The following is a 13,585-nucleotide window of genomic DNA, read 5'->3' as shown; positions in this document are numbered from 1 at the left end:
TTAATTATCAAAAAGGGTATCAAAATGAGAAAAAGCATAGCAGAATGGCAAAAACAAGAGCTACTTTTATTTTCCTTGCCTCATGAAAATAGCGATTGGAAGCCTTATTTAGAAGAGATTTTGCAAAGCTATGAAGAATTTGTTAAAGCTGTGGCAGATTTTCAAAAAGTTTTACTTATAGCACCAAGTGAAAAAGATTTTCAAAGATTTAAGCATATAAAAAACGTTGATTTTTTTAAGTGTGATACTAATGATACTTGGATTAGAGATTTTGGTGCAATTGATGTGTGTGAAGATGATAAACTCATAGGGCTTGATTTTACTTTTAATGCTTGGGGAGATAAATTCCAAAGCACTTTAGATAATGCGGTAAATTCAAAACTTTTTGCGCAAAAATTATCTGGAAAATTAGAAAAAGTTGATTTTATTTTAGAAGGTGGGAGTATTGATTTTAATGGGCAAGGAGTAGTGCTTACAACGAGTGCTTGTTTGTTAAATGAAAATAGAAATTCACATTTAAATAAAGAGCAAATTGAAGCTAAGTTAAAAGAAATTTTTGGCTTAAATCAAATTATATGGTTAAATCATGGTTATATTAAAGGCGATGATACTGATCATCACATAGATACTCTAGCAAGATTTATCAACGAAAACACCATTGCTTATTGTGTGTGTAAAGATGAAAATGATGAGCATTATAAACCCTTAAAAGCTATGGAAGAGGAGCTTAAAAAAACAGGATTTGATTTATTAGAACTTCCTTTACCTAAGCCTTTGTATTTTGAAGGTAAAAGACTTGGTGCTACTTATGCAAATTTTGTTTTTGTTAATGGTGGCTTGATAGTGCCAACTTATAATGATGAAAATGATGCTTTGGTATTAGAAAATTTACAAAAAGCATGTAAAGATAGAAAAGTAGTAGGGGTTGATGCAAGAGTGTTTTTAAGACAAAATGGTTCTTTGCATTGTTCTTGTCAAAACCGCTATGAAGGTCAAAGATGAATTTGCAAAAAAGCGCAACCATCATCGCAAGTGTATGTGCTATTTTTTTAGCTATTGTTAAATTTATAGTAGGTTTAGCTTCAGGTTCTGTTGCGGTGCTTTCTAGTGCGATTGATTCTTTACTTGATTGTGTGATTTCGGGTTTAAATTTTTTAGCTTTGAAAAAAAGCTCTCAAGGATCTAGTAAAGAATATAATTTTGGCCTTAGTAAAATTGAAGCCTTAATGGGGCTTTTTGAAGGTCTTGTGATTAGTGGGATTGGGGTTTATATTTTTTATGAGAGTGTTTTGAAAATTCACAATCAAGAAAGTGTAGAAAAACTTGATCTTGGAATTTTTGTCATGGCTTTTGCTATGGCTGTGACTTTGTGTTTGGTAATTTTTTTAAATTATGTTGCTAAAAAAACAAAAAGCTTGATTATAAAAGCTGATAGTTTGCACTATAAAATAGACTTTTTAACTAATGCTCTAACGCTTTTAGCACTTGTGATTATAGCTTTTACAAATTATCATTTTATTGATGGTTTATTTGGTATAGCTATAAGTTTATATACGATTTTTTCAGCTTTTAAAATCATCAAAGAAAGTTCTAAAATTTTGTTAGATGTAGCTATTGATAAAGAACAAGTTGAAGTGATTAAGCAAATTATAAATGCAAATAAAGAAGTCAAAAGCTTTCATCATTTAAAAACTAGAAAAAGCCCTGATATACTTTATGTTAGTGTGCATTTAGTTTTTGAACCTACAATATCACTTTTAAAAGCTCATAAAATCGGTGATGAGATTGAAGATAGTATAAGGGAGCATTTTAAAGATGATTTTTGGAATATTCATATACACTTAGACCCTTATGATGATTCAGAAGAAGAAAGGAGTAAAAATGAAATTAGCACTCATACAGCAAGAATTTAAACAAAATAAAGAAAAAACTATAGAAAAAACATGCGAACTTATCAAACAAGCAGCAAAAGAAAAGGCTGAGCTTGTATGCTTGCAAGAACTTCATCAAACGCAGTATTTTTGCCAAAGTGAAAATACAAACTTTTTTGATTTAGCCAATGACTATGAGGAAGATGTTAAGTTTTGGTCTAATGTAGCTAGGGAAAATAAAGTTGTTTTGGTAACTTCTTTATTTGAAAAAAGAAGCGCAGGGCTTTATCATAATACTAGTGTGGTATTTGAAAAAGATGGTTCCATAGCAGGTAAATACCGTAAAATGCACATTCCTGATGATCCTTGTTTTTATGAAAAATTTTATTTTACTCCAGGTGATTTGGGTTTTGAACCTATACAAACAAGCGTTGGAAAACTTGGGGTTTTAATATGTTGGGATCAATGGTATCCTGAAGCTGCTAGGTTAATGGCTTTAAAAGGGGCTCAAATTTTGATTTATCCTACTGCTATAGGTTGGTTTAATAAGGATGAAAAAGAAGAAAAACAAAGACAGCTTGAAGCTTGGATAGGTGTACAAAGAGGCCATGCTATAGCTAATGGCTTGCCTGTAGTAGCTATTAATAGAGTGGGTTTTGAAAAAGATGAAAGCGGTGTGGAAGAAGGCATAAGATTTTGGGGGAATTCTTTTGTTTTTGGGGCTCAAGGCGAAGAGCTTTTTAGAGCCGATGATAAACAAGAGCTTTGTAAAATCGTTGAAATTGACATGCAAAGATGTGAAAATGTGCGTAGATGGTGGCCGTTTTTACGTGATAGACGCATAGAGTATTTTCATGAATTAAATAAAAGATTTATCGATTAAAAGGAGAAAAAATGAAAAAAGTTTTAGTGCCTTTGGCAAAAGGTTTTGAAGAAGCTGAATTTATAGGTATAGCTGATGTTTTAAAAAGAGCAGGAGAAGCTAGTGGAAATTTAGAAGTAATTATTGCTTCACTAGATGATGAGCTTTTAGTACAAGGAGCTAATGGAATTTGCATAAGGGCTGATGTGAGTTTGGCTAGTGTTGATCAAGAAAATTTAGACGCAATCGCTTTGGCAGGTGGATTTGAAGGTATGATGAATCTAAAAAACAATTCAATTATCATAAAAATTATACAAGATTTACATGCTAAGAAAAAAATCGTAGCTGCAATTTGTGCTTCACCTATGGTGTTAGCTAAAGCAGGGGTGATTAATGGAGAGTTTTCTTGCTATCCTGGTTGTGAAGTGGGTATTGAAGGTGTAAGAGTAAATAAAGCAGTTGTGGTAAATGAAAATGTCATCACAGCAGCTGGGCCTGCTACGGCTATTTTGTTTGGTTTGGAACTTGCTAAGCATTTATGCTCAGAAGAAATTTATCAAAAACTTTATGAAGGTATGCTTGTTCCTTTAACAAAATAAACCCTCGCTAGTGAGGGTTTAGCTTACATTTGTTTCATAAGCTTGGTGATTTCACCCTCGTGAGGAAATCTATCTACTTCGCAGTTAAACAAGTCTTTTTTAGAGTAAATGATTTTACCATCTACTTCTACTATAAAATGACCACCACCTTTTTCTATGGTAGAAATTTGCACATCTTTGAATTCATTTTGTATTTCTTCTGCAACCCTTGCAGCTTGTGGTTTGTAATTTCAAAGATTACAATAATAAATTTTTACTTCCATTTTTTACTCCTTTTTTGAAAGTAAGCTATTATACATTTTTTATGCTTGTAAGTTTTAAATTTAAGGTTTTTTTTTATAATAATAAAAAAATACAAGGGAAAATATGAGCCAATTTACACATTTACATTTACACACAGAATATTCTTTACTTGATGGAGCAAATAAACTCAAAGAGCTTGCTAAAACGCTAAAAGCTCAAGGTGCAACAAGTGTTGCTATGACTGATCATGGAAATATGTTTGGGGCTATTGATTTTTATAAAACAATGAGAGCTGAGGGGATTAAACCTATCATAGGGCTTGAAGCGTATTTGCATAATCACGATGATTTAAGTGATAAAAGCTCAAGACAACGCTTTCATATTTGTTTATTTGCTAAAAACGAAATTGGCTATAAAAATTTGATGTATTTAAGCTCGCAAAGCTATATACATGGTTTGTATTATTACCCAAGGATTAATAAAAAGCTATTAGAAGCACATAGCGAGGGTTTGATTTGCTCGTCTGCGTGTTTGCAAGGTGAGGTTAATTGGCATTTAAATACCAAAAATGAAAGAAATTTAAAATTTGGTGCAAAAGGTTATGAAGGTGCAAAAGAAGCTGCGCTTTGGTATAAAAAGGTTTTTGGAGATGATTTTTACCTTGAGATTATGCGTCATGGTATTGATGATCAAAAATTTATCGATGATTCTATCATCAAACTTGCTAAAGAGCTTGATATAAAAATCATCGCAACGAATGATACGCACTATACTTTTAAAGAAAGAGCGGCTGCACATGAAGTGTTTATGTGTATAGCTATGGGGGTTAAGCTTGATGATCCAGGGCGTTTAAGACATGAAGTGCATGAGTTTTATGTAAAAACACCAGAGCAAATGAGTGAACTTTTTGCTGATATTCCTGAAGCTATTGAAAATACTCAAGAAATAGCTAATAAATGTAATTTAGAATTAAAACTAGGCGATCCTACCCCACCAAATTTTAAATTTACCCGTGAATATGCAAAAAAATATGGCTTAAGTTTAAGTCAAGAAGATCAAGAATTTAGCTTTGATAATGATGATATAGTTTTTGAATATCTTTGTAAAAAGGGCTTAGAAGAAAGACTTCAATTTATCGATGAGAGCAAACATCAAGAGTATAAAGATAGGCTTGATTTGGAAATTAGTATTATTAAAAATATGAAATTTTCAGGTTATATGCTAATCGTTCATGATTTTATCGCCGCAGCCAAGGAAAAAGATATACCAGTTGGACCAGGGCGTGGGAGTGCTGCGGGGAGTTTGGTTTCGTATTGTTTGAAAATTACAGATTTAGATCCTATACCTTATAATCTTCTTTTTGAGAGATTTTTAAATCCTGAGCGTGTATCAATGCCCGATATTGACGTGGATTTTTGTCAAGATAGAAGAGGGGAAGTGATTGATTATGTTATTGATAAATACGGAGCTGAAAAGGTTGCGCAAGTTATTACCTTTGGTAAGCTTTTAGCAAAGGGAGTAATCCGTGATGTAGCTAGGGTTTGTGATATGAGCATACCTGATGCAGATGCTTTGGCAAAATTAGTTCCTGAAGAGCTAAAAATCACTTTAGAAAAAGCTTATGAGCAAGAACCAAAAATCGCTGAATTTGTAAATTCTCATCCAAAAGGACGTCAAGTTTGGGACTTTGCCAAGGCATTAGAGGGTTTAAATAGAAATGCAGGTATGCACGCAGCCGGAGTTGTGATATCTAATGAAGCTTTGTGGAATAAAGCTCCACTTTTTAGACAAAGCAAAAATGATGAGCGTCATTTGGTAACGCAGTATTCTAAAGAATATCTTGAAGATGTGGATTTAATCAAATTTGACTTTTTGGGTTTAAAAACTCTTACAGTAATTGATAATGCGATTAAGCTAGTGAAAAAACGCTATGGTAAAGATGTAATTTGGGAAAAGATTGATATGAACGATCCTAAGGTTTATAAAACCATACAAAGTGGTAATACCTTGGGTATTTTCCAAATAGAATCAGGTGGTATGCAAAGTTTGAATGCTAGGTTGAAGCCTGAAAGATTTGAAGATTTAATTGCGGTTTTAGCTTTATATAGACCAGGACCACTTGATAGTGGAATGGTGGATGATTTTATCGATATCAAACATGGTAGAAAGGCTGCAACTTATGCCTTTGAAGACTTAAAACCTATACTTGAAAACACTTATGGGGTTATAGTTTATCAAGAACAAGTTATGCAAATAGTGCAAAAAATCGGTGGTTTTTCTTTGGGCGGGGCTGATAATGTGCGCCGTGCTATGGGTAAGAAAAAAAGAGAAATTTTGGATAATCTTAAAGCAGAGTATTTAGAAGGAGCTAAAAAGCAAGGTTATGATGAGAAAAAAGCTGATGATTTGTTTGAACTTATTTTGAAATTTGCCGAGTATGGTTTTAATAAATCTCACTCGGCTGCCTATGCGCTTATAACCTTTCAAACAGCGTATTTAAAGACTTATTATCCTAGTGAGTTTATGGCTGCACTTTTAACAAGTGAAGAAAGTAATGTAGACAAGGTTGCAAAATACATTGAAGAGATGAAAAGAATGAATATTAAGCTTTTGCCGCCAAATATCAATAAAGCTCAAAGAGAATTTAGTGCAACTAAGCTTGAAGATGGTTCTGAGGCTATTATTTATGGACTTGGAGCGATTAAGAGTGTGGGAATTCCTGCAATAGAAAATATCATGGCAATTCGTAAGGAAGAAGGTTTTAGTGATTTTGATGATTTTATAAGTTCGATTGATCCTACTAAGATTAATAAAAAAACTATAGAAAATTTAGCTAAATCAGGTGCTTTTGATGAGTTTGGCTATACTAGAAAATGCTTGGTGGATAATCTTGAGCTTATTTCAGAAACAAGTAGAAAAATCGCTGAAGTTAAAAGAAACTCTACTGCTTCGCTTTTTGGAGAAGAAGAAATAGCTGCAGATATCAAAGTAGGACTTCATGATAGTAAAATAGAATTTGAACTAATGGAAAAACTAGGCTATGAAAAAGAAATCTTAGGAATTTATGTATCAGGTCATCCTTTAGATAAATTTGCAAGTCAAATAGAAGGTATAGAGTATTTTAAAAGCATGGACTTTGAAACACTCAAAGGAGAGGGTGAGCTTTTGGTTGTAGGAAAGATTGAAGATTTTAAATCAATGATGAGTAAAAGTGGTAAAAGATATGCTAAGGCTGTGGTTTTAGACTTTTATTCTACTTTTGATATGATTATCTTTGAAGCTCAAGTAGAGAAAGTTGAAGCGCTTTTTAAAGAAAGCAAGGATGAAGCCTTTGCCTTTTTGCTAAGATATAAAAACAACGACAATGACTTAAGTTTTAGTTTAAATGAAATTTATACCCTAGAAGAAGCAAGGGAAAATGAGCTAAAATCTTTTAGTAAGAAAAAAAGCTTTGTAAAAAAAGAAAACAAAGAAGAATTTACCCAAGATCCTATGAAATTTGAAGAAAATATCATAGAACTTGATATTAACAAGCTTAGTAAAGATATGGTGTATGAAATTTATGATCTAGCTAATACAAGACATAATCCAAAAGATGCTAATAACAAAAAACTTGTGCTAAAAGTACTTGATATGGGTAGTTGCTTGCTTTATCACACAAATTTTGTTCTCTCACAAGAAGCTATGGATGTGATAGCTCAAAAATGTAAAGGTTGACTTGAGTCAAATACAAATGATATTTTAGCAAATTTAAATAATAAAGCTTTGATTTATCCTATATTTTTTGTATAGAATGATTTTTAAGTTAAACATAGAATTAAATATTTTTGGTAAAATTATGATTTAATTGTATGTCCTAATGATAGTGATGAATTTGTTCAGTTTGTTTTGAATTATTTATTAAATTTATAAAAGGATTTTAAAATGTTTGAACTTTATTTGAATTTTTGGAAACAAGCTACTGACTTTAAGACGCGAACTAATAGGGGTGATTATTGGGCTGCGATGCTCATGCAAACCCTCGTTAGTCTTTGTGTGGCTTTGGCGTTTTTTTGGTGGTTGCCAATCATTGATCATATTTTTTCGCTCGCAAGTTTGTTGCCTATGTTTGCCATAGGTGCAAGAAGATTGCATGATATAGGATTTAGTGGATGGTGGCAGCTTTTATACATTTTGATTATTCCTATAATCGTGTTTGTGATTTTATATTGTTTCAAATCAAATGAATTTACTAATAAATATGGAGAGCGCACACCAGAAACTAGAAATTTTATCCTATACTTTAGTATTAATTTAATCATTGGAATTTTGCTTTTCTTAATTAGTGTTGCCTATGAAGGAATAAAATGAAAAAAATCAAATTCTAGCTGCTCTTTTTTTATCATTATTTTAAATGCGTGTGGAATCTATGTTTTAAATAAAAATTATAGTGCTAAAACTCCTATTTTTTATGAAGAGGATGGATGGAAAGTATTTATTGATAACAGTCATTTTGGCTTTAAAGATCAAAATGGCGTAATTAAAATTGAGCCACAATTTGATTTAGCTCTAGATTTTAAAAATGGAGTTGCAAGGGTTGTACAAGATGGAAAATATGGTCTTATTAATAAAGATGGAAATTTTATTATAAAACCACAATTTGATGATATAAGCTATTTTAGTGATAGTGTTTTCTTGGTTAAAAAAGATGAAAAATTCGGTTTGATTGCTTTAGATGGAAAAACGATTTTAGAGCCCAAATTTACACTTTGCGATAAGTGGCATAGTGTAAAAGCAGATTATGTAATTTCAACAAACAAAGAAAAACTTAAATGGATTGTTATTGATGGTAAAAGTTGTTTTATTGATGAAAATGGCAAAATGGTAGTTGAACCTAAATTTGATTTTGTAGTTCGTTTTTTTTGATGGTCATGCTGCTGTTAATCTAAAAGATAAATGGGGTTTTGTTGATGAAAAAGGCAAAATATTTGTAGAGCCTAAATTTAATTTTGTATCCGATTTTACAAATGGATTTGCCGAGGTGAGATTAAATGGCAAATTTGGACTTATTAATACAAAAAGGGGATTTTTTTATAGAACCCGAATTTGATAAAATAGAACAACTTGAAAATATCATTCTTATTAGTAAAAATGAAAAATATGGCATTGTAAGTTTTAGTGGTAAGATTTTAGAGCCACAATTTGATAGTATACAAAAAAGTTATAATCAAAAGATATTTATGGTGGAAAAAGATTCAAAAATAGGCTTAGTTGATAAAGAAACGCAAATAATTATAGAACCTAAATTTGACAAGGTATCATCTTATAACAAAATGATATTTTACAGGTAACAATTGGAGAAAAACAAGGATTGTTTGATATAAAAAGCAAACAGTTTATATTAGAACCGAAATTTGATGATATATATATACTTTTAACGACAATCTTTTGCAAGTATTTTTACAAGGCAAACAAGGCATATTTGATATAAAAAATCATCGTTTTATTTTAGATCCAAAATTTGACAAAATCGATGGTTGTGATAATAATACTCAAAGAATCAGCTTAAATGGAAAATATGGAGTTATCAATGAAAATGCACAACTTATCGTACCTATAAAATTTGATTATATATCACCTTGTTTTTCAAATAATCTTGGTTTTGCTAGTGATAAAAATAAAGTAGGTTATATTAATAAAAAAGGAGAGTTTGTTATCCCGGCTAAATTTGAGACAGTCACTCCTTTTAAGTATGGTTTTGCGCAAGTCAAACTTGATAAAAATAAAAAATTTGGACTTATTAATACAAAGGGTGATTTAGTTTTACCTTTTGATTTTGATAGTATTTTTTATATCGAACCACTTGCGACTTCTGATTCCAAACTTGGAAAAATAAAAGAGGTGAATAAAGATGTATCCACAGATAAAGGACAAAAGTTTTTTGTAGTGGAAAAAAATGTAAATTTGGAATTATGGATAATTATAGAAAATGGATTGTTAAGCCTCAAAACTATTTAATAAAATATTTTGATAAAGATATAGGATTTATCATCTCTAATGGCTTATATTATGGTATTATGGATATGCAAGGTAAACTTATTATCAAGCCACAATATGATGCAATTTATAAATTTTCTAATAAGCTTTATAAAATTAGCATAAAAGATAAAATAGGTATTATTAATGAAAAAGGTAAAACTATTTTAGAACCAAAATTTGATTATATAAATACCGATGATTATCCTTTTAAATTTAAACAAGGCACTCGATATGGTTTTTTTGGATGAAAAAGCTAATGTTTTATTTGAAATCAATTTTGCTTATGAAAATTATTTTAATAATATTTTGACATTAGCAGATAAATACTGGCTCGTTGAAAAAGAGGGTAAATATCAAATTTTAATATGAAAGATAACAAAGTTGCTTCCAATTTATCTTTTGATTTTATACAAGAATATAAGAATTTTATTATTGCCTCTATAAACAACAAAATAGGTATTATGATAAGGATTTAAATTGGCTTATTTTACCTAAATTTGAAGAATTTAAAGAGTTTGGTAAAAACTATTATAAAATAGTTCTCGATAATAAAATAGGACTTTTAGATAATAATTTGCGTACTATTTTAGAGCCAAAATTTGATTATATTGATGAAAAATTTAATAATGGTTTTGTAAAAATTAGATTTAATGATAAATATGGATTTATTAGCGAAAAAGGTGAAATTATCGAACCACAATTTGACAAAATTTGGAATTTTGAAAACAATATAGCTAAAGTGTTGATAAATCAAGAAATAAAATTTATCAATACTAAGGGCGAATTTGTAGAATAACCATAAGATGTAAAATGAAGAATTTTAAATTTTTTATTATACTTTTTAGTATTATTTTGAATTTGCAAAAAATGCAAGTTAATTAAGTAAAAAAATACAAAAGTGATAATTTTAATGGCGTATAAGTTCAAGTGTATTTTGTGCTTTCTTGACTAATAAAAACTACTATCTCTTATTTAACCAAGGAATATTGATTGATAAAACTAACTAAGGAGTATTTGTGTAAATAAATTCTATTTAGAGATATAGAAGGATTTCCTAAATTAAGAGGATATGGTTATATTTTGAAATGAAACATAAATCAGTAGAGTAAAAAAATTATATTTTTTATAAACATCATGATTTAAAAATTACTTTAGAATTAAAAAACTTAGAAATATTTACCCAAATTTAGATAAAGATTACTATATAAAGAATTGTCTCTAAAGCAAAATGAGAATGGTACCTATAAGAATAATTATATTGGTAAAATAAAAGCTATAAGAAAATAGAGTTTTAAATTATAAAACTCCATTGTATTATGTCTTATAAAAAAATAGTAATTTTGGATGTATACAAGTTATAAAATGAGTTTAATACTTGTTTTTATTGTTGGTTTTTTTGTAAATTATATATTTAATTATAGTTTTGTAAAATAATGATTTTTGTGAAATATTTTGTAATAATTTATAAATATGGATGTTTTTTATACCTTTTCAAAATTTGTCAAATAAAAACCTTAATAAGTTAGATCAAATAGATGTAATATTAAACTTAGAATAAAACAAAGACGTAAAATCACAATAGGATTAATAACACATGAAACTTCATCTTTATTTTAACAATAAAAAAATCAAATAATTTAAAAAACAATTCTTTAGAAAGATAAAACAAGCTTTGTTTTATCTTTTTCTTGTTATCTTAACTTTTTATAATATCACTTATTTAACTCTTTTAACTTTTTTTCCTTTCCTTTTCTTTGGATGGACTAGCTTATTTATACTTTCTACTATATGGGTGTATTTATTTTTAAAGCTTGTTTTTTATCTTGTTTTTAAACTTTTTAATATTGATAAAAAAATTAAAAAGTTTTATTTATTTTTACCTTATCCATTATTTATGCTTCTTTGGTTTGGATGCTCTTTTGTGCCTCTTGAATGGCAAAGTAGTTTTAAAGAATTTGAGAGTTTGTGTGGGAACTTAAAAAATAGAGAAGTGATTTATAATCAAGAGATTTATGATAGAGTTAAAGGTAAAAACAATGTTGTAAGAGTAAAATTTGTTGAGAGCAATATAGGGTTAAGGATACAAAAAGTAGAATATCAATATTATGAAACTGCAACAAATATTTTATATAAAAGTTATTATACATATGGTTGGCTAGATACAGGTATATTTACTAAATATGGAAGAACATTAGGTTGTGATGGCATTGATGAATATAAGAAAAAATAAAAGAAAGAGGTTGATAATGCATGAAAAACAAACCAAATATATGAAACTTTATAAATATACTAGAGTGTATTAAATTAATTTACTGATTAAATAAAAATTATTATTAATAAAGTTTTAAAATAATAAGGCAATAAATAAAATAAAAAATGAAAAACTTTTTTGATAAAATCTTATTTTAACAGGTTGTATTAATGAATAAATTTTTAAAAAACCAAACTTATGTTGATGATATAAATTTTAGCACTTTACAATATGATGAAACAGTTTTACCTACAGAATTAGAGTGTTGTTATAATGAATTTAAATACTATCAAAAAAGCAATAATGAAATAGCAACACTAGGTTGGGCTGTTAGTTATCAGCTTCAAGTATTGTGGCAAAATAGCCCTAAGATAGATACAATACAAAATTATTATCTCCCCGTAAAACAAAATAAACCTAATAATCCCCAAGCAGAACAAAGACTAAAAGAAATACAAATTTTCTTACAAAGTAAAGGTATAGAACCCCTTATTTTACACTACACTCCTTATCCAAACAACACACAAACTCAAAAGATGAAAAAACTAAGGCAAAATTCAGAGCGTTTTTCACGCCATGTAGATAATAAAACAAATGAAGTAAGAGAAGAAAAGCGTTCTATTAAATTTTACACTACGCTAGATTGGGATAAGTTTTATTCTCATTTTCCTATAATAAAAAGACTAAGTAAAAAATTTCATACAAAAGAAGACATATACACTCAAAATTTTACAAAGCAAATAGAAATAATCTTACAAAAAACTCATAATATTTTGACATTAAAAAAATTACCTCAAGGAGAATATAAATTTGATTTTGCTATCGATATAAAAGAAAATCGAAGCGATAAAAATGAAGAATCTTATATCATCATTAAAGAAAATGATGAAATTTCAAAAGATTATAAACGCATTTTAGACTGTAAGCCCTATGAGCTCGATACTTTAAATTGTCAATATATAGGTATGGGTGATGATGAGTTTTTCAGACAAATTTGGCAAAATTTAGGTATAAATATTGCAGAGAAATTTAAGGTAGATTTTTCTTATGCTAGACTTGATAAATTTATTTTTGCGACATCGCCATTTGGACTTACTTATAATACATATGAGACTTTAGAGCAAACTTATGATGAACTCATGCAAGATCTATCTCTTTATGCTTGTAGTGGTAAATTTTCTTTTAATTTTGTTCCTTCAAAATTAAGCATTAAAAAAGAAATTCAAGGAGATAGAGAAAAGATATCATACCGCGTTGATGAAATGCTTGTTTATGTTTATGATAGCTTTGATTTTTTAGATCAAGGACACGAATTTGATGATGATGGAAATTTTATCAAGCTAGGACAACCTGTTGGGGCTTGGGATTTTAATGAAAAGAGTTTTAGTATAGAAGGTTCTTTATATCAAATGGGAACTTATAGGTATAATGATGTAGTACAAGATACTTTTGTTGAAATAACCTTTAAAGACATCCTACAATCCCCAAAAACTAAACAATACTATCTTTACAATCAAGATTATCAAGATTATCAAAAATTTACTCCTTATGGTTTGGATTTTAAACTTTATAGTAAAGATTTTATCACTAAACTTGATTTTAAAGATAAAGCTTATAATGTGCTTTATAATACAGGAGTTTAAATGGGAGATAGTATTACGCTTTCTATTTTTGTAGGTTCGTTGCTATCCATTGTTATTATCATAAAATTTTATCTTACAGCTTTAGCTGTGTTTATTGT

Annotated in this window: 16 protein-coding genes and 2 pseudogenes; 17 read left to right on the top strand and 1 reads right to left on the bottom strand. The window is 29.0% G+C overall.

Annotated features, from left to right (window positions below):
• Positions 1–24: 24 nt before the first annotated feature.
• Genes CAMP5053_RS03070 through CAMP5053_RS03055 form a run of 4 tightly spaced genes read left to right on the top strand, consistent with a single transcriptional unit; the run spans position 25 to position 3,332 of the window.
• Positions 25–1,002, top strand: coding sequence for an agmatine deiminase family protein (locus CAMP5053_RS03070; protein ID WP_337217229.1), 978 nt, complete (start codon positions 25–27; stop codon positions 1,000–1,002).
• Positions 999–1,913 carry a cation diffusion facilitator family transporter gene (locus CAMP5053_RS03065; protein ID WP_087699944.1) on the top strand — a complete coding sequence of 305 codons (915 nt, stop codon included), beginning with the start codon at positions 999–1,001 and terminating at the stop codon, positions 1,911–1,913. Before CAMP5053_RS03070 ends, CAMP5053_RS03065 begins: the two co-directional genes overlap by 4 nt.
• Positions 1,882–2,754: an N-carbamoylputrescine amidohydrolase gene (locus CAMP5053_RS03060; RefSeq protein ID WP_337217228.1), complete on the top strand. Its 873-nt coding sequence runs from the start codon at positions 1,882–1,884 to the stop codon at positions 2,752–2,754. The genes CAMP5053_RS03065 and CAMP5053_RS03060 overlap by 32 nt, the downstream gene beginning before the upstream one ends.
• 11 nt (positions 2,755–2,765) lie before the next feature.
• Positions 2,766–3,332 carry a DJ-1 family glyoxalase III gene (locus CAMP5053_RS03055; RefSeq protein WP_337217227.1) on the top strand — a complete coding sequence of 189 codons (567 nt, stop codon included), beginning with the start codon at positions 2,766–2,768 and terminating at the stop codon, positions 3,330–3,332.
• 23 nt (positions 3,333–3,355) lie between these two features.
• Here CAMP5053_RS03055 and CAMP5053_RS03050 read toward each other — a convergent pair whose 3' ends face one another.
• Positions 3,356–3,595, bottom strand: coding sequence for a SelT/SelW/SelH family (seleno)protein (locus CAMP5053_RS03050; protein ID WP_255349556.1), 240 nt, complete (start codon positions 3,593–3,595; stop codon positions 3,356–3,358).
• 103 nt (positions 3,596–3,698) lie between these two features.
• On the opposite strand from CAMP5053_RS03050, the gene dnaE reads away from it, so the two are divergent.
• The 13 genes and pseudogenes from dnaE to CAMP5053_RS02995 all read left to right on the top strand — a co-directional run bounded on the left by dnaE (position 3,699) and on the right by CAMP5053_RS02995 (position 13,487).
• Positions 3,699–7,292 (top strand): DNA polymerase III subunit alpha, encoded by a 3,594-nt coding sequence (dnaE, locus tag CAMP5053_RS03045; protein ID WP_214125532.1) that lies wholly within the window; start codon positions 3,699–3,701, stop codon positions 7,290–7,292.
• Positions 7,293–7,487 (top strand): annotated as a pseudogene (locus CAMP5053_RS03040) (ferrochelatase); the annotation flags it as partial.
• A 12-nt stretch (positions 7,488–7,499) separates the two neighbouring features.
• Positions 7,500–7,925: a DUF805 domain-containing protein gene (locus tag CAMP5053_RS03035; RefSeq protein ID WP_087699953.1), complete on the top strand. Its 426-nt coding sequence runs from the start codon at positions 7,500–7,502 to the stop codon at positions 7,923–7,925.
• Between the two features lie 30 nt (positions 7,926–7,955).
• On the top strand, positions 7,956–8,480 hold the full coding sequence (locus CAMP5053_RS03030; protein WP_337217271.1) for a WG repeat-containing protein: 525 nt from the start codon (positions 7,956–7,958) through the stop codon (positions 8,478–8,480).
• A 58-nt stretch (positions 8,481–8,538) separates the two neighbouring features.
• A complete protein-coding gene (locus CAMP5053_RS08620) occupies positions 8,539–8,664 on the top strand; it encodes a WG repeat-containing protein (RefSeq protein WP_087699967.1) in 126 nt (41 codons plus the stop codon).
• A complete protein-coding gene (locus tag CAMP5053_RS03025) occupies positions 8,606–8,905 on the top strand; it encodes a WG repeat-containing protein (RefSeq protein WP_214136163.1) in 300 nt (99 codons plus the stop codon). The genes CAMP5053_RS08620 and CAMP5053_RS03025 overlap by 59 nt, the downstream gene beginning before the upstream one ends.
• A 97-nt stretch (positions 8,906–9,002) precedes the next feature.
• Positions 9,003–9,572: a WG repeat-containing protein gene (locus CAMP5053_RS03020; RefSeq protein ID WP_337217226.1), complete on the top strand. Its 570-nt coding sequence runs from the start codon at positions 9,003–9,005 to the stop codon at positions 9,570–9,572.
• Complete coding sequence (locus CAMP5053_RS03015) at positions 9,527–9,841, top strand: WG repeat-containing protein (RefSeq protein ID WP_337217225.1); 315 nt, start codon at positions 9,527–9,529, stop codon at positions 9,839–9,841. The genes CAMP5053_RS03020 and CAMP5053_RS03015 overlap by 46 nt, the downstream gene beginning before the upstream one ends.
• Positions 9,825–9,962, top strand: a complete 138-nt coding sequence (locus tag CAMP5053_RS03010) for a hypothetical protein (RefSeq protein ID WP_158211396.1) — start codon at positions 9,825–9,827, stop codon at positions 9,960–9,962. Before CAMP5053_RS03015 ends, CAMP5053_RS03010 begins: the two co-directional genes overlap by 17 nt.
• A gap of 100 nt (positions 9,963–10,062) precedes the next feature.
• Positions 10,063–10,134, top strand: a pseudogene (locus tag CAMP5053_RS08615) (hypothetical protein); the annotation flags it as partial.
• Positions 10,129–10,389, top strand: a complete 261-nt coding sequence (locus tag CAMP5053_RS03005) for a WG repeat-containing protein (RefSeq protein WP_412175580.1) — start codon at positions 10,129–10,131, stop codon at positions 10,387–10,389. The pseudogene CAMP5053_RS08615 and the gene CAMP5053_RS03005, both read left to right, overlap by 6 nt.
• Positions 10,390–11,487: 1,098 nt before the next feature.
• Positions 11,488–11,823: a hypothetical protein gene (locus CAMP5053_RS03000; protein ID WP_263667149.1), complete on the top strand. Its 336-nt coding sequence runs from the start codon at positions 11,488–11,490 to the stop codon at positions 11,821–11,823.
• 191 nt (positions 11,824–12,014) lie between these two features.
• Positions 12,015–13,487, top strand: coding sequence for a DUF6402 family protein (locus CAMP5053_RS02995; protein WP_337217224.1), 1,473 nt, complete (start codon positions 12,015–12,017; stop codon positions 13,485–13,487).
• The last annotated feature ends 98 nt before the right edge of the window (positions 13,488–13,585 follow it).

The sequence above is a fragment of the Campylobacter sp. S4:11 genome (genome assembly GCF_024723695.1).
GTDB classification, from domain to species: Bacteria; Campylobacterota; Campylobacteria; order Campylobacterales; family Campylobacteraceae; genus Campylobacter_D; species Campylobacter_D jejuni_C.
This window is presented reverse-complemented; position numbering and strand designations above follow the sequence as displayed.